This is a genomic window from Streptomyces sp. NPDC004610 (assembly GCF_040609715.1).
GTDB lineage: Bacteria > Actinomycetota > Actinomycetes > Streptomycetales > Streptomycetaceae > Streptomyces.
Genome location: NZ_JBEXLA010000028.1, coordinates 120,893 through 141,893 on the forward strand (window position 1 = coordinate 120,893; position 21,001 = coordinate 141,893).

The window sequence follows — 21,001 nt, forward strand, 5'->3', positions numbered from 1 at the left end:
CCGTTTCGGCCGACTGTGGTCGGAAGCCCCTTCGCGTGCGGTGAAGGTGCTGGTGGGCAGCCCTGCCCGATGCCCCGCTCGCCGTCCCACACACTCCATACTCCGGTCGCCCTACAGATGGTCCAGGGGTTCGGCGGCGTACGTGCCGTCGCCGAGCGGGGCATCGGTCAGCTCGAAGCGTCGGGACAGGCCGCCGACCCGGCGGATGACGATGCTGCCGAGGGCCCGGGTGGTCTCGTAGTACAGAGGGCTGCCGTCGGCGCCGATGGTGCCCAGCAGACTGAAGCGGCGCAGCACGCGGGGAGGTGCCGGAGTGGCCCGGCGACGCCGGTAGAGCCATCCGGCCGCGGCGGCGAGACCGGTGACGACCAGACCGACTGCGGTCGGAATCAGGAACTTGTCGAAGAGCGTGGACACGGAGGCATCACTCCTGCGAGGCGGATAGGGCCCACCACTGCGACGGGCCGCGCCGACCATGCGGCAGGCGGGGGTTAGCCGCGCAACCTCGTTCATCAAGACCATCGCCGGGTCGGCACCCGATGCGGTGTCGACGGAGCAATTCGAAGATCAGGGTTGGGATCGGCTGGCTGCCGACGAGAAGTGGGAGGAACAGGACCCCGGCTTCTCCTCGGCCGTGGACAAACCGCTCGACGCGGCGAACGTCCGCCGAATCGGCAGTCACGCAGATAGACACGCAGCAACGCCAGAGGGCCCTTACCGAATCGGTAAGGGCCCTCTGATCTGCTATTTAGCTGTCGGGGTGGCGGGATTTGAACCCACGACCTCTTCGTCCCGAATGGGGGGAGCTGCGTACTCGCCCTGTTTCGTCCGTCGCGCTGACCTGCACTGTCGCGCGCAAAAAGCCTAGTCAGGGGCTCGGCCTGGGCGACACGGCCCCGAGTCGGCGTATGCGAGATACCTGCCGAACACTTCTCGCACACCTATCAATCCTTCAAGATCACACCCAGTTCACACCCAGGTGCGGCAGACGTGCGGGAGAAGTATCCGCAGCTCAAGGGTGACGATGTAAGGCGGAGCCCATCCCGGGCCAGGGAGGGGCTCCGCCTGTCCGGACCCTAGAGGGGGCCAGTCATGCGGGCCCGGATGCATCGGAGTGCGGGTGTGAAAGAGCTACGAAGGAGCGGGGAAAGTGAATATGCCAGGGTCTCTCGCGGGTGTGCAATGTTCGCTGACGGTGAGCATGCACTGACAGCGCGAGATACCTTGCTTGGTGCTAGCTGGGGACCGCCCCCGCTGTGAGTGCGTCCCGGCGCGGAGTGCGGTGGTCACCCCCCGCCCCCGCCGACCCAGGGGGCGGGAGGTGGTCATAGGTACGCGGGCGGGCAGACCGTGTGGGCGTAGGCCCGGTAGAGGCCGCTGAGTCCCTCGCGGATGAAGGGCACGACGTTGTCGTGGGTGACGAGCAGTGTGCCGCGGCAGCGGGCGCAGTACTCCGGGTCCCCGGTCACCTCCGCGCGGGCCGCCGTGTGGGCGGCGGCCAGCGGCCGGGCGGCTGCGCAGCGGCTGGAGGCGCAGAACCAGCACGTGTCCGCGTGCTCTCGCCAGGCGGCGTAGGTCCGCAGCGACCGCAGGCGGATGGTCCAGCACCGGCGGCAGGCCGAGGGCGGTTGCTCACCGGCGAACGCGAGCGGCCTCAAGCCGTCCCCGACGTCGGCGCCTACCGCGCACCACACGCACGCTTCGCCCTGCCGCTGGGGCGCGGTCAGCGTGCCCGGCGCGGGCATCTCGTCGGTCAGCTGCCCCAGTTCGGGGCCGGGGATGGATTCCGTGGTCATGGCGCCGCCTCGCCGGGCGGTGGTGGGGTGGCGGTCAGGGTCTCGTAGTGGTCGCAGAGGGCGCGGACGGACCGGGCGAGGCGTTGCGCGTGGGCGATCCCCGCGGGCAGCGCGGTGCTGCGGGGCTGCGCGTCCAGCCGTCTGCGGGCCTCGGCCACGCCCTCGATGGCGCACGCACGCGGGATGTCCTCCGGAGGGAGGGGGGCGGCCAGGCGCTCGATCTCGGGGATGACGAGCATGATGTGGCCGCGCAGTTGGAGGGTGAGGGTGTCGATGTCGTGCTCGCCGGGCGGCTCGGCCGCCGGGCCGAGGAGACGCTGCACGGCCTCACGCATCGTAGCGATGTCCAGCGGACCGGCTGCGTGCTCGCCAGGAGTTCCGGTGGGACGCCGCTCCTGGCGGGCGTGCTGTTCGGCATGGCGTCGGCAGGCGCGGGGGAACCAGTGGCGGCCACTGTCGTTGGTGCGCTCGCCGAGGTCGACCGCCGTCTCGGTGGACAGCCGGGCCTCTGCCGGGTCCCACACGCACACCTCGCCGCGCGCCTGCGCGTCGGTGAGCGTGCCCAACGCCGGGAGGGCGAGGAGGCCGAGCACCTCGGCCGGGATGTCGTGGACTGTGGTCATCAGGGCCGCGCCCCGTCCTCGCGCTCGGCGCTCATCCACAGGTCCGGATACACGTGAGAGGGGCACTGGGGGTCGACGTACTCGAAGGTGTGGCAGCCCGGATGCCCGGCGAACAGAGTGCACACCTCATCGGCGCCGCCCACCCCGCCGTTGCTCGTGTAGCAGTCGGGCCGCACGACGACCCTCTCGGCCGTCTCGTCGGTCCACTCCGCCCACACCTCGCCGACGCTGGGCGTGTCCAGCTCCCACGTCAGATCGTGGTGGGGGCCGGTGTCGTGCTCCTCCAGGGAGCAGCGCAGATCCACCCGCACCGACACCCGGAGATCACTGCTGTCCTCGATATGCGCGAGCATCAGCGCCACCAGGTCCACCGGCATGCGGCCCGGAACACCGCAGACCTGTCGGGTACTCGTCATGAGGTCGCCCCTTCGGGTGACCTCGCTGTACCGTGCGGCATGTCGACTCCTTCGTGGTCGGCCATGCCCCGGGACCGTGATGGCGGTTGCCGGGGTCTGATGAGTGCCCCAGACTTCCGGCGGGCCTGGTCCCCCGCTTCCCGTCCGTAGGTATCCCCATCATGGGTAGGCTCCTGCCGAGCAGCGACCTACCAGACAATTCGGGGCCTCTGATGACTGGCTACGAACCCCCAACGGCCCTGCCCCGTGCACTCCTTGATGGTGCCGAGATGCAGTCCGCGATCCAGGCACACGACTTCGGAACGGTGTTCCGCCTTGCCCGTGCGGCAGGCATCAGCTATTCGAAGATCGCGGCTGAGTGCGATATGAAACCCGAGCGTGTCGGCCTGTTGGCGCGAGGGCAGGGGACCGTGACAACGTTCGAAAAGATTGCGCGAATTGCTGACGCTCTGAGGATTCCCGGTCACCTGCTCGGTCTTGCCTCACGCGACTGGGAGGCGGCGGCCTTACCGCATCCCGCATATGGCGCATCTGCTGATGACGACGGAGACGACGTGCGGCGCAGAAGGTTTGTCCAGAGCACCACCGGCGCGGGACTCGCTGCCGGCCTGCATGAACTCGCCCGGCCCCGAACGGGCAGACGGATCGGCACTGACATCCCGGCGCGACTCCGAGCACGGGCAGCGAGGCTACGCCGTCTCGATGACGTTCTGGGCGGAGGAGACACCTACCGGGTCTACCTCGGCGAGTACGAATCCACCAAGGGCCTGTTGCGGGACTCGACGTACACCGAGGAGACCGGGAGGGGGCTCCTGGGCGTGCTCGCCGAGCAGGCCCAACAGGCAGGCTGGGCAGCATTCGACGCTGGACGACACCACGATGCGACCGGCTTGTACGAGGTCAGCCACAAGGCGGCTGTCGAAGCCGGAGATGCCGAGCTCGCCGGCAACGCGCTCGCCTTCCTCGCGTACCAGGCACTCAATGGCGATCAGCAAGCCGCGATAGACATTGCCGCGCAGGCATGCGCGACTGCGGGCCCTGAAGCGGCGCCGGGAGTCCGCGCGCTGCTGTACGAGCGACTGGCGTGGGCCTACGCCGTCGCGGGTCTCGCCGCCGACACGGAGCGCGCGCTCCAGACCGCGGCGTACGCGCTCAGCCAGGCCGACGGGACACCGCAGCCGGACTGGGCGGCATGGGTGGATGAGACCGAGCTACAGATCATGACGGGCCGCTGCTGGACCGAACTGCGCCGGCCTCTGCGGGCGGTACCGGTCCTGGAGGCTGCGCTCGCCCGGTACGACGACGCGCACGCGCGGGACAAGAGCCTTTACCTGTCCTGGCTCGCCGACTCCTATCTGACCGCTGGCGAGGTCGAGCAGGCTGCCGTGGTGACTGGCCGTGCACTCGAACTCTGCGCCGGTGTGGCCTCTGTGCGGCCACACGCACGACTGGCCCCTGTCGTGCGCAGGCTCGGCCAGCACCAGTCCCTGCCCGCGGTCGCAGGGGTCCTGGACCAGGCGCGAACCGTCTGACTACGCGTCCGCTTGCGTGTGGGTGGTGATCCACCGTAGACAGGACTCAGACCCCGCCACGATCCGCACGGCCACGATCTCAGGGTTCTCCCACGGGTGATGTGCCAGCAGGTGCGCTTCCAACTCGGCGTACCGGCTCTGCTGGGTCTTCAGCAGGAGCTGCCACTCCTCCCCCGTGCCGAAGTCGCCGTCGTGCCAGAACGCGGAGATCACGGGGCCGATGATCTGTGCCCCGGCGGCCAGTTGGCCCCTCACGATCGATTCAGCCAGCTTGACCGCCTGCTCACGGGTCTCCGTAGCCGTTGACACCTGCACGAAATCAGTCATGTCGGGAGCCTAGCGATCGACCGGTCATGCGTCTCTCGACAGCGTGAAGGCACTTCGGTACACCAGCGCCCCGGGTGTAGGAATCCCGGTGATTTGATTACCGCGTTTGCTACACCCCCGGACATGCCGAAACGCCCCCTTGCACAGCCCGCAGGGAGCTGTGCAAGGGGGCGTGATGTCTCAGCGGAGAAGCAGGGCGATGACGGCGACGACCAGTGCGCCGATCCCGGTGAGTGCACCGATCGAGGGCAGAGGGAAGCTGCGGCCCTCCAGGGCAGTGACGCGCGGTTCAAGCTCTGTCGTCTTCGGTGCCGCCTCCAGCGCGCGGAGCCGGGACTCGTGATCAGCGACGTGCCTGCCCAGATCACTCATCCCCTGGCCGATGGTGTCGAGCTTGGTCTCCACCCGGGTCACACCATCACTCAGCGACCTCAGCTCCCCATACATCTGCGCCGCCGGGATGTAGACCCCCTGGTCCGCCGGCGGCGTGCTCACTCCCGGCTCGCCGTGTCGTCGGTCCGCAGCCAGCCGGGCAGCAGGGACTGGACGCCGGGCACCGCCATCACCCGGGTGAGCCCGGCCGCCACCGCCAGGCCGCCCGCCACCCAGGGCAGCGCCTCCGGCACCCCGGACGCGGCCACGATCGCGGGCAGCACCGCAGCGAGCCCGAGCCCGGCCTGAAGGACGGTCCGGATCGTGCGCTTGGTCGATTCCTGCATGATCACTCCTCTACTACTTCTTGGGGAGCTTGAGTTTCTGGCCCACGCTCAGGTCGTCCGGGTTCTTGAGGTCGTTGAGTCCAGCGATCTCGCGCCAGCGGTCGCCGTCGTCCAGCCGTGAGGCGGCGATGCCCCAGAGGGTGTCGCCCGCGCGGACGGTGTAGGTGGTGGAGGGCTTGAAGCGGGCGGCGACCCGCTCGCGCATGCTGGCCATGGTGAAGCCCTTGGGGTCGATCTTCCCGGGCTGCCACTCCAGATGCCCGATCACCGACCGCTCCGACCAGCCGTGCGCCCGGCACAACGCTGCCGCCGCCTTGGCGATGGCGTCGAGCTGGGCGGCGGGCCAGGGGTCCTTGCCGTCGCCGAGGTTCTCGCACTCGAAGCCGTAGAAGTGGGTGTTGCCGTCGGTGTTCGCCTCGTTGTCCGCGGGCAGCGTCTTCTCGGCGGTGACGGCCTTGAGGACGTCGTCGTCGCCCTTCCCGGCGTGGTTGGTGCGGCCGTGGCCGACGAGGTGGACGGTGCCGTCCTTGGTGATGACGCCGTGGCAGAGGGGGCCGGGCAGGGAGGCGTAGCCGTCGCGGCAGATGCGGACCGTGTTCGCGCTGCCCTTGGTGACGGTGTGATGGATCATCACGCCATGCACCGGCCCCCACGGGCCCTTGCTGTTGCGGTTGTGAGTACGCCAGTCGCCGACCTCCACGACCTTGAGTCCCTCGTCGCGGAGGGCCTTGACGAACTTGTCGGCGGGCAGGGGTGTGGCCATCAGACCCTCCAGGGCATGAGGAGAGCCCCGGCCACCGGGCGTTTCTGCCGGTGACGCGGGGCTCAGGGGGCGGGCTACAGCGCGGTCTTGACCGCGGTGATCCGGTTCACGCTGACGACGGTGAACCCCGGCACGGCCTCAAGGGCGACGGTGAGAGCGGTGACAGCGGCGTCCAGGTTCGCAGTGGTCAGCGAGCCCGGGAATCCGCCGATCTGGATCTCCGAGGTCGTCCCGCCGTCGTGGCCCCCGTCGTTCACGCGGACTTCGTACAGGGGGACGGTGCCGTCGTTGAAGCTGACGAGAGAGCGCAGGTCAGGCATGGTTTCCTCTTCCTTCGGGGGATGGTGGTGAGGGGGAAAGACGAACGCCCCGGCCGGTGGCTCGGGGCGCGGTCGACGTACGGGCTAGGCGGGTTCGAGGAGTAGCCAGGCGACGACGGAGGTGTCCGTGTTGCTGCTCGATGTGATCGTGAACGAGGTGCCCGCGGCCTTGGTGGCAGACAGGTGGCCCAGGGTGCCGCCCGCCGCCTGGCGGAACGTGGCCACCCTGGTCGTCGCGGTGACCGACGTGTTCGCCACCGTCACCGCGCCCGCGGTCAGGGCCGCCACGCCCATGCGGGCGTTGGTGCCCTCGGTGATCGCGATGCCACCGCCTGCCCCGCCGAGGTTGAGCGCGTTGGCGGCGCCTGCCCAGATGTTCCACTGGCCGGCCGACTGCCCGGAGGCGAGCGCGGCGTAGCCGCCGACGGTGAGGTTGCCGCCGACGTCGAGCGGCGCGGCGAACGCGTCGACCGGCGCGGACGTGCTGCCGGTGCGCTCGCCGATGTTCAGCCCCCGTCGGAACACGGTGTTGCCGCCGCCGTCCGACCAGCCCGCCGTCGCGGCGTGCAGGAACCCCGAGTCGACGGAGACGTACGCGCTGTCCTCGACCCGCACCCCGTACTGCGGGCTGTTCGTCTGGGTCCCGTTGTCGTCCACGCCGGGGTAGCAGGTGACCATGCCCACGATCACCGGCACCCCGGCCCCGTCGACCTTGAGCCCGGCGTATCCGCCTCCGCCCGTGCCGTTGTTGCGGCCGTCGCGGCGGGTGTGCAGGTTGTCGATCTGGATCGGTGGGTTCCCGGTCGCGTCGACAAGGACGCCGTTGGCGCCGTTGCGGTCCGTCGAGCAGTCGCCCAGGAGCATCCCGCCGGAGCCGGTCCCGGTCGCCCAGTTTCCGGTCAGGTGGAATCCGGAGCCGACGTTCCACTCGGCACGACACCCGATCGCCTGGCTGTTCGCCGCGTTGGCGATCTCGAAGCCGGACGCGCCACAGCCGATGGCCTGGCAGTCGATCAAGGTGATGTCGGTCATCACCTCCACGGCGAAGCCGTGCCACCCCGTGTTGTCGACCATCACCCGGTGCAGCCGCCAGGAGTACGGGAAGAACCCCGCGTTCAGTTCGGTGTGGACACCGGCGCCGGTGACCCGGCGGATCGTGACGTCCCGCAGGCCCACGTTCTGGATGTTGCCCGCGGCCCTGATCCCGTCGATGCCCGGGTCCTCCAGATCCTGGCCGTCGATCATCACGTTGAGGATGCGGTGCTCGGCGGAGATCGTGGAGTAGCCGCCCTCATCCTGGTCGAGGAACTCGATGACCGCGTTGCCGGTGAACGCTGCCAGCGGCCTGATGTAGCACGGCGGGTCGACCAGGCCGACGACGGCCATCAGGTTGGTGTGGGTGCCCTGGAGGGTGACGGCTGGCGGGATCGTGAGCGGGGCGCTGGTGCGGTAGGCACCCACCGGCAGATAGACGATCCCGCCCATCGGGCACGCCGCCAGCGCGGCCTGGATCGCCGCGGTGTCGTCGGTGACGTTGTCCCCGGCCGCTCCGAAGTCCCTCACGTTCAGCCAGTCGCGGACCGAACCCGTGGGCCCGCCGCCGGCGTTCGCGTTGTGCGCCGAGATCCATACGCGCTGCCCACCGCCCGCCTCGGCCCACATCCCCGTTACCCCGTCCGGGCCGAAGAAGCGCGGGACCTGTCCCTGCTCGCCGGTGACGACCTGGGTGATCGGGGCATCAGCGACGTCGCGCAGGTCGGTGATCTGGGTGCCCTCGGTCACGGAGTCCCAGAACGTCACGGTGACCCCGACGGCGACACCCCACAGCCCATCGGACGGTGCCACCGCGTAGTCCGCGATCCCCCGGCCGAACTCGTACCGTGCCACGTCACACCACCCAGCTGATTCCAGAGACCGGCAGGACAGATTCCCCGCGCGCGATCTCGGGTTTGTTCGTGAGCCAGAGCTGACCGGGTCGGTCGCTGGCGGCGGAGTAGAGGATGCCCCGACCGATCTGGGCGCCGGAGATGTACGCGATGACGTACTGGTCCCGGGACGGGTGCCGGTATGCGGCCGGGATCAGCACCGGCAGCCTCGACTCGTCGGTGTTCGGCAGCGTCCAGGCCGTACGCTCGAAGGAGCCGAGGCGCAGGTGAACCGCGCTGTTGCGGAGCTGGAGTACAGACTGCACGGTGGAGTCCCACGCGGACAGCGGCGAGTCGACCACGATGACCCCGGAGTCGTCGGACACCCGCTGCCATCCGGACCCGTTCCACAGGATCAGCCGGCGGGTGTCCGTCTCGAACGCGATCTCACCCGGGCGGGCGGCGGGGTTGCGGGTGGCCGAGGTACAGGGCCTGACCCGGGTTCCCGCGTACAGTTCCGCCCGGGCGACCGTCACCGATCCGGCCCCGGACAGCAGCGTCACCCGGGCGAGAGGGATCTCGTACGCGCCGGTGTCGCCCTCGGACTGCACCAGCGCCGGCGCTCCGGCCCCCGGTGTTCCCTTGCGGATCGCGGCACGCACGGTCCAGTCCGAGCGGTCCAGGCGCAGGACCGCCCAGTCCACGCGTGTTTGCCCGGACGTGTTGGCGTCCACGGCCAGGGGCACGGTGGTGGTGCCCGACTCCCAGCCGTGCCCCCGCAGACTGCCCTGCACCCCTGCCCGGATGTTCACGGTGAGGCCCACCCCCGCGGTGGCCACGGCCGGGTCTCCGGGGTCGCCGTAGACGCCGTCGTCGGAGAAGCGGGCGGCCATCACCTCGTACTCGCTGTCGGTGACCGATCTGTCGTTGTGGCCGGCGTTGGGCCAGGAGTCCTGTGCCACGCGCTACCTCCGTCTGCTCAGGCGGCGTGTCAGCTCACGGAGCGTGCGGACCGTCGCGCTGTTGGTGGTTTTGTCGTCGCTGCCGACGATGGTGGTCACGACCTCGCCCCCGTCCGGGGTGGCCTCCAGCCTGATGGTCTGCACGATGTCGGCGATCTCCAGCCCGGACGGCAGCACGACCGTGACCAGGTCGCCCAGCCCGAAGTCCCGCCCGGCCCGCAGGTCCGGGGTGTCCACGGTCACGGTCGCAAGCGATGCCTGGGGGTTGTCGTCCACCAGTTCCAGCCGTCCCGCCTGGGTCAGCTCACCGGCGGCGTCGTCCTTGCCCGACTCCTCCACCAGCTTCTCCACCCGGTACCAGTCGGCCGCCGCCCCCGAGGCGACCTCCACGTACACGCGCTCGTTGGGCGGGTCGGGTGGGGTCGTCTCCTGCGCCGGGTCATCGCCGCCGATCACCAGCTCGGACGTCGCGGTCGGCGCGCCGAGCGTGAAGGACACGCTGCGCAGGTTCCCGAGCCCGGCGGAGAACCGCGCGGTGCTGGTGCGGTCGGCGGGCTCGTACACCCCGAACTTGATCTGGTCGCCGTCCTGCCAGGTCCGGAACCCGAGACCGTCCGAGGCCGCCATGGTCCGGCACGCGTCGAGCAGCGGATCGAACCTCGTCTTCAGCGTCCGGGAAGTGCCGAGGCCGGTCACGCCATCGAGCACCAGGCGCTCAATCCTGCGGGCTGCCAGGGCGCCGGGCCCGCAGTTCTCGTACACCAGCTGCCGGATGACATCCCCCGATGCGGTGCCGGAGAACACCCGCTCAAGATCGCTGGTCTCGGTCTGGGCCGCGAACGACTTCGACGGCTCCGGGTAGGTGAGGTATCCCGCGATCCGCCCGAGATCGTCGGTGAAGCGGACCGTAACCGTGCCGGGCCCGGCGTTGCTGCCGAGATCCCAGGTGTAGTTCTGCGGCTCCTCCAGCGGACCCCCACACCAGATCGCACCGTCCCGGATGAGGACCAGACGGTTGCCGGGCTGGAAGAGCGCCATGTGGTCCGGATAGGCAGGAACTGTGATCGCCGCGGCGTCCGGGGCGATGAAATTGAGGTCGGACGTCAGTTTGGACCAGCCGCTGATCGGGTCGCCAAGGACGTTCAGGTTCCTGTCAGTGACCAGGAGTTCGATCGCCACCGCACCCCCTATGCCGTCTCGTAGCGGGGGTAGAACGCGAGGTCGACGGCGCTGCCCGGTCCGGCGTCGGCGAGCAGGAACGACACGGGAGTCTCACCTGGCGGCAGGGACCACAGAACGGCCGCCGGCCAGTTCAGGCCGGGAGTCAGGTTCTCGCCCGTGTCCGAGCGCACTCGCGGGGGGTCGGTGCTGATCGTGACGGTCTCACCGGCGAGCAGCTCACCGTGCACGGTCGCCGCCATGTCCAGCGTGAAACTGGCGCCGGTGTCCCCGCGCGTGAAGGTGATGGCCGATGCCGGGCCGGTGATCCGCCACGTCGGCCAGACATCGACGTCGCCGCCGTTGGCCACCGCGGTGGCACCGAGAACCTGGCTGGAGGACACCGACGGGTACGGCACCAGGAAGTCCACGCCCGTGCCCTGCTCGCGGTGGACCGTGACCGGCTCGACGTCCTCCCAGTACGGATCTTCACACCACAGGGTGAGGACCGCGCTGTCCCAGGTGATGCCGGTGGCTGCCTGCCCACGGCCGTCCCAGCCGTCCATGTAGAACACCCGGATGCGGCGGCCGGTGCCGTCCGGGCGGGCGACCTCCAGCATGCCCGGCCCCTGCCGCAGCGTCCGCGTGAACGCCCTGCCGAGAGCCCGCCAGTTCGCCGTGAACGCGGTGTGATCCAGGCCCTTGACGAGGACCGGCCACACGATGGTGCGCGGCTGCGGCTGGACGTGCCGCAGCCGCGCACCACCACGCGGATGCGGATCGCTCACCAGCTCGTACGGTGCGGCCCCCATCCCGCTGACGCCGTCGGCGAGGGTGTACCACTGCGACCCGGCGGACAGGTCCGTCATCGGCCACCGCCCGCCGACCGGGTCGATGTACGTCACCGAGGCGTATCCGACCTCGGGGATCTCGACCGGCGGGGTCCCCGGCTCCTCCGGGACGATGACCGGGGCTGTGATCAGGGGCATCTACCTTGGCCTCCCCACACGCTGGCGCGCTTCCTCCTGCCGCTGGATCAGCCGCAGGTCCGCTTCATCGATCACGCTGGAGCGGGGGTAGATGTTGTACGTCACCGGCGCCCGGTCGGCGGCGGCGGACGTCGTCCGGCTCTCCGCCGGCATCGAGCGGGCGGGCAGACCCGGTTTTGCCGGGGTCTTCGGCAGCGCCACCGTCTTGGCGTTGAGAGCCCGGAACAGGTCCTCGCCGTAGTGGTCGACGGCTGCGGCCCGGATCATGTACTCGCCGTCCGACCCCCACAACAGGATGCTGTCCGACGTGGGCGTACCCGGGCCGCTGAGGAGTCCACCGCCGTCGTAACCCGGGATGGGACCGCCCTGGGCACGGCGGACGGGACCGCCCTGGGCCAGCAGCCCCGCGTCCGCCAGCCGCTTCTGCATGTTGGTCGCCACATGGATGGTGAGCGTGCGGTCGCGCATCCCGTCCAGCCGCCGCTGCGCCTCGTCCACCTTCCGCTTCAGGTCCTCGATCTCGCCCTTGATCGAAGCCGTCTTCGAAGACGGTGCCCTGGCCAGCCTCTCCTTGGCGTCCGCCAGCTTGTCCTTCAGATCCGCCAGGTCGCCCCGGAGGTAGGCGGTCTTGTCGGGGGTGTCGAGGATCTGGTCGGCCAGGGCGGCAGCAGCCTCTCGGGTCATGCCCATCTGCTGGGCGCTCGCGATGAGCTGCTCACGCCCGCGCTGGAAGGTTGCGGACACCTCGGACCAGGACGTCCCGGACTCTCGCGCGGCCGTGGTCGCCTCGTTGGTTTTCGCGGCCAGGTCGGACAGCGCCCCGTATGCCTCGCGGCCCTTCTCCGTGGTCAGGTCGAGGCTGCCGCCGGTCGCCGCCCATACTGCGCCGAGTTCGCCTGCGGTCTCGGCCGCCTGGTCGAGCGCGGCCTCGAACGCGGACTGCGCATCGAGCGCGTTCCGGTTGACCTCGTTCAGCGCGACGATGCTCTCCCGCAGGCCGTCCGCGGATGTCTTCTGGGCGTCGAGCTTCGCCTGCACCTCCTGGGCCTGCTCACCGAACAGGCCCATGCTCTCGGCGGCGAGCCGCTGCTCCAGCTCTTGCCCGGCCAGGGCGTCTTTGTAGTTGTCGAGTGCGCCGGTGAACTCCGCTACCTGCTCGGGGCTCATGCCCTCGATCATCGCGTTGAGCGCTGCTGCGGCGAGTTCTGCCTTGCCGCCGCTGACCAGGTTCGCAAGTCCGTCGTCAATGCCATCGACGCTCTTCAGGAATTCCTCGGTGGCGTCTCCGGCGTCGAGCAGTCCGCCGGTGATGTCCGCGCCCCAGTTGTTGACGGACTCGACCATGCTGGGGTCGACCACCTTCTGGATCTGCTCACGCAGCTTCCCGAAGTCGTCACCGAACTGAGAGGCGATGTAGCCGGTGGCCTTGCCCGTGCGGCCCAGCTCACCGAGCGACGTGGTGAGCTTGTCGACGTCCAGGGCTGCGGGCTCGCCCATCTGCGATAGCTCTGTCATCGCGATCAGCAGCAGGCCGATGCCCGTTCCAGCGACGGCCAGTTTGGCGGTGCGGGACAGGGTGCCGATAGCGGCGGCCATCCCGGCGAGGACGCCGGGTGTTCCGGTGGCGGCCGCGCGCATCGCGGCGACCTGCGTGCCGATGACGGCGATGCCCGCGCTGATCGCGGCGCCGCCGGCAGCGGCCAGCTTCACTGCCTTGATGGCGATGGCCAGTTGCAGGAGCACGGCTAGGGCCTCGGGCGGAACGGCGGAGACCACCGCCGACAGCGCGTTGATCACCTGGAGCATGCCGACCCCGACCCCGGATCCCGCCTCCAGGACGGACAGCAAGGCGTCGCCCACGTTCTCCAGAGTGTCCCAGACCAGAGGGCCCTGCTCCTGCGCGTAGTCCATCCACCGGGACAGCCCGCTGTCGTCGTACTCCCCGGCATCGAGTTTGGCGAGGAACTGCGTCAGCTCGTCCACACCACGGCGCATTGTCCGCTCCGAGAACGAGGTGAAGCGGTCGTTCATCGCGTCGAACCCCGGCGTCGAGATCGCTCCGCCCACCAGCGTGATCAGCCGGTCGAACTGGCCCGATGCTCCCTTGACCAGGCCCGTCGTTTCAGGAAGCAGCGCGTTGGTGACGGCGACGCCTTTGGTGAACGGGCCCATCACGTCGCCGCTGAGGGAGTCTGACCACTCGGCGTAGTTGTCTTTGAGCAGGCCCACGGCGACCGCGGCCTCGCGGGTGGCGGGGGGCAGCTTCTCCATCTGCCGCTGGTACTGCGCCTGTGCCTTGACGGCTGCGGCCGATCCGGCGCCGGACTCCTCGACCGCAGCCTCGTACTTCTCCTGCGCCGCCAGGGCTTCGCCGATCGCAGCGACCTGTGGGCCGAGGGCGAGGGCGTACACCCCGGCGGCGACGGCGACCGCGCCGAACGCTCCGGCCAGGGCGGTGGCGCTGCTGGCGATCCCGGCCGCGGCCGGGATGGCGGCCGGGGCGAGGCTGATGAGGTTGGCGCGCAGGGACTCGCCCAGCTTGCCTGTCGCGTCGGACAGGCCGCGGACCCGGGCGGCCGTGCTGTCGGCCTCCCCGGCGAGGCGGCGCTGTGCGTCGGCCACGGACACGTACTGGCCCTGGAGATCGCGGAGCCTGCCGTCGGCGTCTGTGGTCAGGCCGGCCATCCGCAGCCGTAGATGGTCGGCGCTGTCCGCCGTGCCGTTCAGGACTCGTGAGAGTTCGTCCCTGCCGGAGAGGGTGAAGGTGAGGCTTTCGGCCACCCGGGTTCACCCCCTCAGTTCAGTTTGCGGAGTGGCGGGCGATCCAGATCACTGCGGACTCCAGCTCGGCGGCCGAAAGGCGGCCGAGCTCCCACGGGCGGATATGGAGGTAGTGCGCCAGCAACCACCGGTACTCGGAGATCAGGCCGGCTACTCCGTCCGGCGGCGAACCAAGTGGCCTTTTCCCAGGTCGTCTAGGGCGGACTCGACGTCTGCCGGGTTGTCGGCCAGCTTCCGCAGGTGCGGCTGGAGCGCGTCGATGGTGGAGTCCTCGCTCTTGGCGAGGGCCTCCCGCATCACGTTGGTGAGCATCTCGTCAATCTCGTCGCGCTCGATGCGGGCGCGCAGCCGGTGCCGCCAGCCGGGAATGTCGAAGGTCGCGAACTCCAGCGCCGGGTCGTCGCGGCGGCGGACCACCCACAGCACCGCCCGCATGGCTGTGACGTCCTGCGCCCGCAGCCGGTCCTCCACCACCCGCCAGGGCACTCCCACGACGCCCTCGATGGCGGCTGCCTCCAGGGCGGACAGGTCCCCGGTCGACACCCGCTCGGTTGTGCCGTCGTCCTGCCGCAGGGAAATGATCATGTGCTGCTCCTTCTACTCCAGGTCCCGGCGCACGTCGCCGAGGATCCGCTCGACCTCGGCCCGCATGTGCGGGGTCCCGGCCTGCACGGTGCGCGTCCACCAGCCCGTGGGCCGCGCCCACTGGGTGGCCCATCGGCTCCGGTTGCCGAACACCGGATGGCGCACCCTGCCGTCGTTGATGACCCAGGGCATGGACCGGATGTCCGGGGGCAGGGCCGCACGGTCCATCCACACACGGGCGCCAGGGCTGGTGCCCTGCCGGACGCTGATCTTCACGCCACCCGCCAGTGTGGCGCGCAGGGGCCGTCTGGTGGGCGAGGGACCACCGCGCGGGATGGTGCCCTGCCGGTTGCGCTTGCGCCCCTCGGATACCAGCGGCTGTGTCCGGATGGCCCGCTGCAGATCGGACTTGAGCGGCTCGGCGGCCCGTCTGATGCGGCGGGACAGGTTCTGCCGAAGCCGCGGGCCGCCCGCCGCGCGCAGACGGCGGGACAGCATCACCAACTCGCCGGTACCCGTGATCTGTACGGAGCTGGGCATCAGGCTGCGGGGATGGTGACGTTCTCGGAAGGCTCGGACGTGATCGCGAACTGGCACATGATCTGCGCCGCGCTGTCCAACTCGCGGACCTTGGCCTGCGAGGTGACCTGCACCGGGTAGACGTCCATGGTCTGGCCCGGGACGTCGCCCTCGTCCATCCAGACGATGAACCCCTCCTCCTCGCGTGACAGGAGCGTGCGCACGTCGTCGCCGTCCCGGCTCGCCCAGAACGTGAGCGACGACTCGGAGGCGGTGATCTCGCCCGGCACCGTCGGTGTGAAGCGGCTGCCGAGGGCGGCCGTGGGCACGGTGGCGGACGTTGTCTGCCATCCGGCCATCGCCCCGGCCTCGCCCTCCAGCGCCGTGCCTGCGTTGATCTCGGGGCGCGTCGGGGCCGAGATGCTGGCGATGGCCGGCACCCACAGGACCTTGGTGGTGCCGCGCCGGTAGTAGCGGCGGCTCGCGGTGATCGGCGTGGCCATCAGCTCTCATCTCCTGTCTGCCGGCGACTCCTCGCCGCGGGCTTCCTCGTGGTCGGGGGGTCCTCGGCGATCTGCCAGCCCGCCGCCTGGTGGTGCGGCACGGCGGCCTCGTCCACCTCGATCGGCTGGTCCGGCAGACCGGGGTGGGTCATCGTCACGCGCGCCATCAGACCGGCACCCGGATCACCGCGACGGTGACGGACGTGACGCCGTCGTACGTGATGTTCGCCCTGCCGGTGGACGGGTTGCGGTAGTCGTTCGTGACGGGGATCCCGACCTCGGCGCCCGCCGCCACGGTGACCGCCCGGTCGGCGATCGCCAGCCCCTGCACCGTGCCTGGCGTCGCCAGGGTCACGGTGTGCGAACTGGCGTCGCCGTTCTTGACGAGCAGTAGTACCCCGGCGCCGGTGGGCGAGGTGTCCCCGCCCCCGGCGGCGGCGGTGTAGGTCACGGCGGCGCCGGTCAGGGGCATCACCGTGGCGGTCAGTGCAGCCATGTGGGTTCTCCTCCGTCTAGATGAATCCGCGGCCGGCCACGGTCAGCAGCACCCGTGCCTGCGCGCCCTGCTCGGTCTGGTCCTGCACCAGCCGGGTCGCTCCGATACCGGCCTCCAGCCCGTCCAGGCCGAGGCTCGGCGTCTCCCGCAGCCAGGCCACGACGCGCCCCCCAATCTCGTACGCGCGGGCGCGGGCGGCCACGATGTCCGTGTCGCCGCGGTTGGCGACGGCGGCCACGGTGATCTGGAACTGTTCTTCCCTGGATGTGCTGAGCCCGGCGGCCTCGGTGACGGACTGTGCCGCCTCGAAATCACCGGACGGGTCGCCGTCGAATCCGACGATCAGCCATTCCAGGGCGGCTGACTCGGTCACCTCGGGGCCGTCCGCCACCTCGACGTCCATGAGTTCGGGGTCTGTGCGGGCGAGCGCGGCCAGGGCCTCGATCACTTCGGGTACGCGGGAGTTCATGCCTGTCCTGGTCCCTGGTCGTCCGGGCCGAGCAGCTGCACGGCCCGGTTGGGGATGGCGTAGCCGAGGCCGGGGATCGGCTCGGTGACGCTGTAGTCGTCGGTGGCACCGGGCAGGCCGCCGCCGCGGGTCGGTCGCTGGGTGCGCCACAGGTGCTGAAGGATGATCCGCGCGGCGCCGCTGATGTTCTCCGTGATGACCGGACGTCCGGCGCGGTAGCGGCAGCGGACGGGGCCGTGGATGAGGCCGCCGTCCTTGCGGGTGACGATCCCGGCCGGGCCGTCGAGAGTGAGCCGGTCGGGGTCGTAGGCGGTGCCGCCGTCGAGGAGCGGGTCGACGGCCAGGACCTCCAGCACCGGGGTACGCCGCAGGGCGAGGGCTTCCACCGGGCCGACGGCGTGGTCCTCGGTCACCGTGCGTACGACGACCGGGCCGGTGAAGTGCTCCACCGCGCGGACCGTCGCCACGTTCCAGAACCGGACCTCCTCGTCCTGGCTCGTGTCGGTCTGCTTGAGATTGAGGTGATCCTTGGCGTCCGTGAGGGAGAGGATCGCCGGGAGCTGTTCGGGCCGCACGTCGAGGACGTCGGTGTAGGCGTGGACAGGGCCGGTGAACGCCCAGCGCACGGTGTGCCGCCCGGCCACCGTGGTGATGTAGTCGGCCTGGTAGCTGCCGGGCGAGTCCGTCTCGGTGGCGGCCGGGGTGGCGGTGGTGTCGTTGGGCAGGGTCACGGTCACCACCGCGGTGGTCGCGGTGACGGGCGTGCCGCCGGGGTCCCGGCACTGGGCGGTCAGGCGCGCGGTGGTGCCGAGGTCGTACGGCACGGCGTGCTCAGCGGGTCTCGATGGTGTCGCTGCCGCCGCCGCTCGACAGTCGCGCGGCCCGCTCGGCGCCGGCCTCGTCGTTGGAGCGGGCCCGCTCCAGGATCGAGCCCCGCTGCCCGGTGATGCCCTTGCGGGGTGTCTCGGCGTTCTCCTCGGCCGTCAGCACGCGTATCGCCTCCTGCTCGCCCACACCGTCGAGGTAGGCGAGAACGTCTTTCACGGACTGCCCGGCCGGGTCGAACAGGTCCGGGCCGGGCTCTGGTACGGGCACGCGGACGGTGACCGACCAGCGCACCCAGCCGCCGGCGGGGTCCTGTCCCTCGGGCGGGCTGGTGGGTTCGATGCTCGCGGCGACGACGTCCAGGACCTCGCCGTCCTCGCCGGTCACGACCGGCAGCGCGTGCGTCGGCGTGGCCGCGGACGGGCCGGGCACCGCGGCTGGGGTTTCGGTGCCGTCGGCGGGTGCGGCCCGCTCGCCGTCCGCCCACACGGCGGCCTCGTCGTCGGGCAGGGTGACCAGGTCGCCGGGCGCCCAGGAGAAATCCGGGCCGCTGATCGCCTGGAGGATGCGGATGCGGGAGGCCATCAGCTGTGGCTCACAGCCGCGCGGCGGGGGTTGGCCAGCACGACGGCCGCCCCGTACACGCCGCCGGTGGTGGCACCGGCCACGGTGACGGAGACGCGCAGCCAGCGCGCACCGCCGCGGTAGCCGATCTCGAAGACCTTGTTGTCGTCGGCAGCGACGATCGCGGGCTCGGGGCCCTGGAGGTCTGCATCGGCCACGGCCGTGAAGGTGGTGCCGTCGGACGACTCGGCCACGACGATGGTGTGGGTGCCGTCGGTGATGGTGCCGGTGGTCACGACGACCACAGCGTCCTGGAAGCGGGCCCCGCCGGCGGCGCGGTCGACGGCGCTGCCGTCCGCCGACGCGGTCCGCGCGGCCGGGGTCAGGCTCTGCCGGGTGAGCAGGTTCTCGTACGGGTTGGGGGGCATCGCGGATCCCTTCAAGCAGGGGTTGGGCGGGCGGGGGCCGGGGACCGCAGGCTGCGGCCCCCGGCGGACAGGGGGGCGGGTCAGGCGGCGGCGTGCTCGTACGCGGCGATCGCGGACCCGTCATCGACCATGCCGTCGACCTCGGCGTAGCCGAAGAACCCGGACTGGAGGTAGTCGGCGTACCGCTCGTTGAGGCGGATCGCGGTGACGCCCTGAACTTGGCGGACGACGTATCCGGCGGTGAAGTCGCCGAAGACGATCGACTTGGCGGAGGCGGCCGGGACGGGCATCTTGTTGTCGATGGTGTAGCCGTAGCCGTTGAGGGTGGCGGTGAACCCGGGCGCCGGGACCGGCACCCACAGCGGGCGGCCATCGGCGTCCTTCAGCTTGCGCAGCACCTTCAGCGTGGCGTCGTTCATCAGCCACCGGCACTGCGGCCCCCGGTACGCGGGGTCCACGCTGTGCTCCAGGTCGACCAAGTCGTCATAGATGACGGAGGTCGTCTGACCGCCCGCGCCGGTCTTCCCGGTGCGGACCTGGGTGGTGATGCCCTCGGGCTGCTTCACTCCGCTGCCGGTGACCAGGTATCCGGCCGCCGCGCGGCCGATGCGCTCGCCCAGCTTCCGGGGCAGCCAGGACTCGACGTCGAACGCGCTGTCGCGCATCAGTTTCCACGACATCTTGACCAGCTTCGACGTGAAGACGTAGGCGCCCAGCTCACGGCGCCCCACGCTCATGTCCGTCTCGGGAACCTGGGCGTTCTCGGAGAGCAGCGCGCCCTCGTTGTTGGTGTCGTCGTTGGTCGGCCACCACAGGTCCCCGCCGTCCGCGGTCGTGATGACCTGGCAGATCGACAGCAGACCGCCGAACGCCTTCATCGTCTCGGTCATCGTGTTGCGGAACGTGTCCGGGACGAGGTAGCCGCCGGTGCTGTCCGGGCTGGTGCCCATCGCGCGCCGGTCGCGGCGGTCCTGCTGGGACATCTGGTTGAACCCGCCCTGGAGCATCTGCCGCTGCTCGCCGTCCAGGCCCTCCATGCCGTAGCGCAGGTACAGGCCGAACGCCTCCGCGTAGCGGGCGTGGTCCGCATCGTCGTCGTCACCGCGGTCCGAGGTGGTGACGATCTGGGACCGGTCGACGGACGAGAGCTGCGCCATGCGCTCCAGCCGCTCCAGGTCGCCGGACACCTCGGTCAGCCGGGTCTCGGCCTGGTCCCAGTTCTGCCGCTCCTCCGCGGTCAGTTCCCGGTCCTCGGTCTCGGCGGTGGTCATGATGGCCTGCATGCGCTGCCAGACCGTGTTCTGCTCGTCGACCAGGCGCTGACGCCGGGCCAGGGTCTCCGTGGTCATGGTGCTCCTTCGGGGCATGCCGGACGCCCAGCCGTGCAGGGCCGGGGCGGCGGGGGCGGGTGGGTCAGCGGGCCAGCCGGTAGCGCGCGGCCAGGGCCTGCATCCGGAGGTCGGCCGAGGTACGTGACAGGCGAGTGGCGCCGGCCGGCTCGCCGTCGGTGCCGGTTCCGCGAGTGGACTCACCCGGCTCGCGGTCGATCGTGCCGAGCAGGTCGAGCAGTTCGGGCCGGTACTGCCCGCGCTGCTCGATCGCGGCTCTGTCGCCGCGGCGTACGAGGGCGGCAGCGACAGCGCGCACACCGGCTTCGGTGTCCTCGTACGCGGGGAACGTCACCGCCGACACCTCGAACAGGCGGACCTCGCGCAGGGTCCGCAGCTCGGCCTGCACGCTGTCACCGTCCTTCGTCTCGACGTCGATCAGCTGCCAGTCGTCCTTGATCACCTGGAACCCGAACGACATCCCGGTGATGTTCTTGTTCCTGACGTTGGCCTTGAGGTCGTTCACGTAGGACAGGGCGGGGTCGAGGGCGGAGTCGACGGCCAGGCCTCGGGCGTCCTCGGCCAGGGCGAGGGTGGCGGCCGAGACGCGGGACACGACGTAGTAGCTGTCGTGGTCGATCAGCATCCGCGCGTCGCCCTCGCCGATGGTCTTGGTGAACGCGCCGGGGGCGACCTCTTCGTAGAAGCCCCAGCGCAGCGGGTTCCCGATGCTGGTCCTGGAGTTGAAGACGCTTGCGTAGCCGCCGAACCGCTCACCGCCGCCGTCGCCGCCGTCCGCGCGGATCGCGAGCCCCGCGGTGGACAGCGGCAGGCGGCGGCGCTCCTCAGCCGTCGTCCTCGTCAGAGTCGTCATCGTCGTCGCCCTCCTCGGGCTCGGTGGCGGATGGGTCCGCGGTGGTGAGCAGCCGCTGTGCCTCGGCCAGCAGCGCGGCGGCGCGGACCGCGGCGGGCAGCTGCTCGCCGCCCGCCAGGAGCTGGACCGTCTCCCGGCCGCGGGGGGGCCCCCGCGCCG

General features: G+C 70.6%; 27 protein-coding genes. 1 reads left to right on the forward strand and 26 read right to left on the reverse strand.

From position 1 onward, the window contains the following. Window positions 1-111: 111 nt before the first annotated feature. The 4 genes from ABZX40_RS28265 to ABZX40_RS28280 form a co-directional block, all read right to left on the reverse strand. Window positions 112-417, reverse strand: a complete 306-nt coding sequence (locus ABZX40_RS28265; RefSeq protein WP_355736057.1) for a hypothetical protein — start codon at window positions 415-417, stop codon at window positions 112-114. A 908-nt stretch (window positions 418-1,325) separates the two neighbouring features. Further along, complete coding sequence (locus ABZX40_RS28270; protein WP_355736060.1) at window positions 1,326-1,796, reverse strand: hypothetical protein; 471 nt, start codon at window positions 1,794-1,796, stop codon at window positions 1,326-1,328. After that, window positions 1,793-2,419 (reverse strand): DUF6415 family natural product biosynthesis protein, encoded by a 627-nt coding sequence (locus ABZX40_RS28275; protein WP_355736063.1) that lies wholly within the window; start codon window positions 2,417-2,419, stop codon window positions 1,793-1,795. The genes ABZX40_RS28270 and ABZX40_RS28275 overlap by 4 nt, the downstream gene beginning before the upstream one ends. Further along, entirely contained in the window at window positions 2,419-2,835 is a 417-nt protein-coding gene (locus ABZX40_RS28280; RefSeq protein ID WP_355736066.1) for a hypothetical protein, read from the reverse strand. The genes ABZX40_RS28275 and ABZX40_RS28280 overlap by 1 nt, the downstream gene beginning before the upstream one ends. 269 nt (window positions 2,836-3,104) lie before the next feature. Here ABZX40_RS28280 and ABZX40_RS28285 point away from each other — a divergent pair, with 269 nt between their 5' ends. Further along, window positions 3,105-4,367: an XRE family transcriptional regulator gene (locus tag ABZX40_RS28285; RefSeq protein ID WP_355736069.1), complete on the forward strand. Its 1,263-nt coding sequence runs from the start codon at window positions 3,105-3,107 to the stop codon at window positions 4,365-4,367. Here the strand turns inward: ABZX40_RS28285 and cutA are convergent, their stop codons facing one another. From cutA to ABZX40_RS28395, 22 genes are all read right to left on the reverse strand, one after another. Then, window positions 4,368-4,694 carry a divalent-cation tolerance protein CutA gene (gene cutA / locus ABZX40_RS28290; RefSeq protein WP_355736071.1) on the reverse strand — a complete coding sequence of 109 codons (327 nt, stop codon included), beginning with the start codon at window positions 4,692-4,694 and terminating at the stop codon, window positions 4,368-4,370. A gap of 180 nt (window positions 4,695-4,874) precedes the next feature. After that, on the reverse strand, window positions 4,875-5,099 hold the full coding sequence (locus ABZX40_RS28295) for a hypothetical protein (RefSeq protein WP_355736074.1): 225 nt from the start codon (window positions 5,097-5,099) through the stop codon (window positions 4,875-4,877). A gap of 86 nt (window positions 5,100-5,185) precedes the next feature. Further along, window positions 5,186-5,413 (reverse strand): hypothetical protein, encoded by a 228-nt coding sequence (locus tag ABZX40_RS28300; protein WP_355736077.1) that lies wholly within the window; start codon window positions 5,411-5,413, stop codon window positions 5,186-5,188. Between the two features lie 13 nt (window positions 5,414-5,426). Further along, complete coding sequence (locus ABZX40_RS28305; RefSeq protein ID WP_355736079.1) at window positions 5,427-6,176, reverse strand: N-acetylmuramoyl-L-alanine amidase; 750 nt, start codon at window positions 6,174-6,176, stop codon at window positions 5,427-5,429. Between the two features lie 74 nt (window positions 6,177-6,250). Next, window positions 6,251-6,496, reverse strand: coding sequence for a hypothetical protein (locus ABZX40_RS28310; RefSeq protein ID WP_355736081.1), 246 nt, complete (start codon window positions 6,494-6,496; stop codon window positions 6,251-6,253). A gap of 84 nt (window positions 6,497-6,580) precedes the next feature. Further along, the gene (locus ABZX40_RS28315; RefSeq protein WP_355736084.1) at window positions 6,581-8,383 is read right to left on the reverse strand and encodes a glycosyl hydrolase family 28-related protein; all 1,803 of its coding nucleotides are present in this window, start codon (window positions 8,381-8,383) and stop codon (window positions 6,581-6,583) included. Window position 8,384: 1 nt separating this feature from the next. Beyond that, entirely contained in the window at window positions 8,385-9,323 is a 939-nt protein-coding gene (locus ABZX40_RS28320) for a hypothetical protein (RefSeq protein WP_355736087.1), read from the reverse strand. 3 nt (window positions 9,324-9,326) lie between these two features. Next, the gene (locus ABZX40_RS28325) at window positions 9,327-10,502 is read right to left on the reverse strand and encodes a siphovirus ReqiPepy6 Gp37-like family protein (protein ID WP_355736090.1); all 1,176 of its coding nucleotides are present in this window, start codon (window positions 10,500-10,502) and stop codon (window positions 9,327-9,329) included. 8 nt (window positions 10,503-10,510) lie between these two features. Continuing rightward, the gene (locus ABZX40_RS28330) at window positions 10,511-11,470 is read right to left on the reverse strand and encodes a phage tail protein (RefSeq protein WP_355736092.1); all 960 of its coding nucleotides are present in this window, start codon (window positions 11,468-11,470) and stop codon (window positions 10,511-10,513) included. Continuing rightward, window positions 11,471-14,251, reverse strand: a complete 2,781-nt coding sequence (locus ABZX40_RS28335; RefSeq protein WP_355736095.1) for a hypothetical protein — start codon at window positions 14,249-14,251, stop codon at window positions 11,471-11,473. A 150-nt stretch (window positions 14,252-14,401) separates the two neighbouring features. Next, a complete protein-coding gene (locus ABZX40_RS28340; protein WP_355736098.1) occupies window positions 14,402-14,836 on the reverse strand; it encodes a hypothetical protein in 435 nt (144 codons plus the stop codon). Window positions 14,837-14,848: 12 nt separating this feature from the next. Continuing rightward, complete coding sequence (locus tag ABZX40_RS28345) at window positions 14,849-15,376, reverse strand: hypothetical protein (RefSeq protein WP_355736100.1); 528 nt, start codon at window positions 15,374-15,376, stop codon at window positions 14,849-14,851. After that, window positions 15,376-15,858 (reverse strand): hypothetical protein, encoded by a 483-nt coding sequence (locus ABZX40_RS28350; protein ID WP_355736103.1) that lies wholly within the window; start codon window positions 15,856-15,858, stop codon window positions 15,376-15,378. Before ABZX40_RS28350 ends, ABZX40_RS28345 begins: the two co-directional genes overlap by 1 nt. Beyond that, entirely contained in the window at window positions 15,858-16,016 is a 159-nt protein-coding gene (locus tag ABZX40_RS28355; protein ID WP_355736106.1) for a hypothetical protein, read from the reverse strand. Before ABZX40_RS28355 ends, ABZX40_RS28350 begins: the two co-directional genes overlap by 1 nt. Before the next feature lie 8 nt (window positions 16,017-16,024). After that, window positions 16,025-16,354: a hypothetical protein gene (locus tag ABZX40_RS28360; protein ID WP_355736109.1), complete on the reverse strand. Its 330-nt coding sequence runs from the start codon at window positions 16,352-16,354 to the stop codon at window positions 16,025-16,027. Window positions 16,355-16,370: 16 nt separating this feature from the next. Further along, on the reverse strand, window positions 16,371-16,823 hold the full coding sequence (locus tag ABZX40_RS28365; RefSeq protein WP_355736111.1) for a hypothetical protein: 453 nt from the start codon (window positions 16,821-16,823) through the stop codon (window positions 16,371-16,373). After that, the gene (locus ABZX40_RS28370) at window positions 16,820-17,647 is read right to left on the reverse strand and encodes a hypothetical protein (RefSeq protein ID WP_355736114.1); all 828 of its coding nucleotides are present in this window, start codon (window positions 17,645-17,647) and stop codon (window positions 16,820-16,822) included. Before ABZX40_RS28370 ends, ABZX40_RS28365 begins: the two co-directional genes overlap by 4 nt. 7 nt (window positions 17,648-17,654) lie before the next feature. Next, complete coding sequence (locus ABZX40_RS28375; RefSeq protein WP_355736116.1) at window positions 17,655-18,233, reverse strand: hypothetical protein; 579 nt, start codon at window positions 18,231-18,233, stop codon at window positions 17,655-17,657. Continuing rightward, window positions 18,233-18,640, reverse strand: coding sequence for a hypothetical protein (locus ABZX40_RS28380; protein WP_355736118.1), 408 nt, complete (start codon window positions 18,638-18,640; stop codon window positions 18,233-18,235). Before ABZX40_RS28380 ends, ABZX40_RS28375 begins: the two co-directional genes overlap by 1 nt. Before the next feature lie 80 nt (window positions 18,641-18,720). Then, window positions 18,721-19,989 (reverse strand): phage major capsid protein, encoded by a 1,269-nt coding sequence (locus ABZX40_RS28385; RefSeq protein WP_355736120.1) that lies wholly within the window; start codon window positions 19,987-19,989, stop codon window positions 18,721-18,723. A 64-nt stretch (window positions 19,990-20,053) separates the two neighbouring features. Next, window positions 20,054-20,842, reverse strand: coding sequence for an HK97 family phage prohead protease (locus ABZX40_RS28390; RefSeq protein ID WP_355736122.1), 789 nt, complete (start codon window positions 20,840-20,842; stop codon window positions 20,054-20,056). Next, a partial coding sequence (locus ABZX40_RS28395) for a hypothetical protein (protein ID WP_356162723.1) occupies window positions 20,814-21,001 on the reverse strand: 188 nt, incomplete at its 5' end. The genes ABZX40_RS28395 and ABZX40_RS28390, both read right to left, overlap by 29 nt.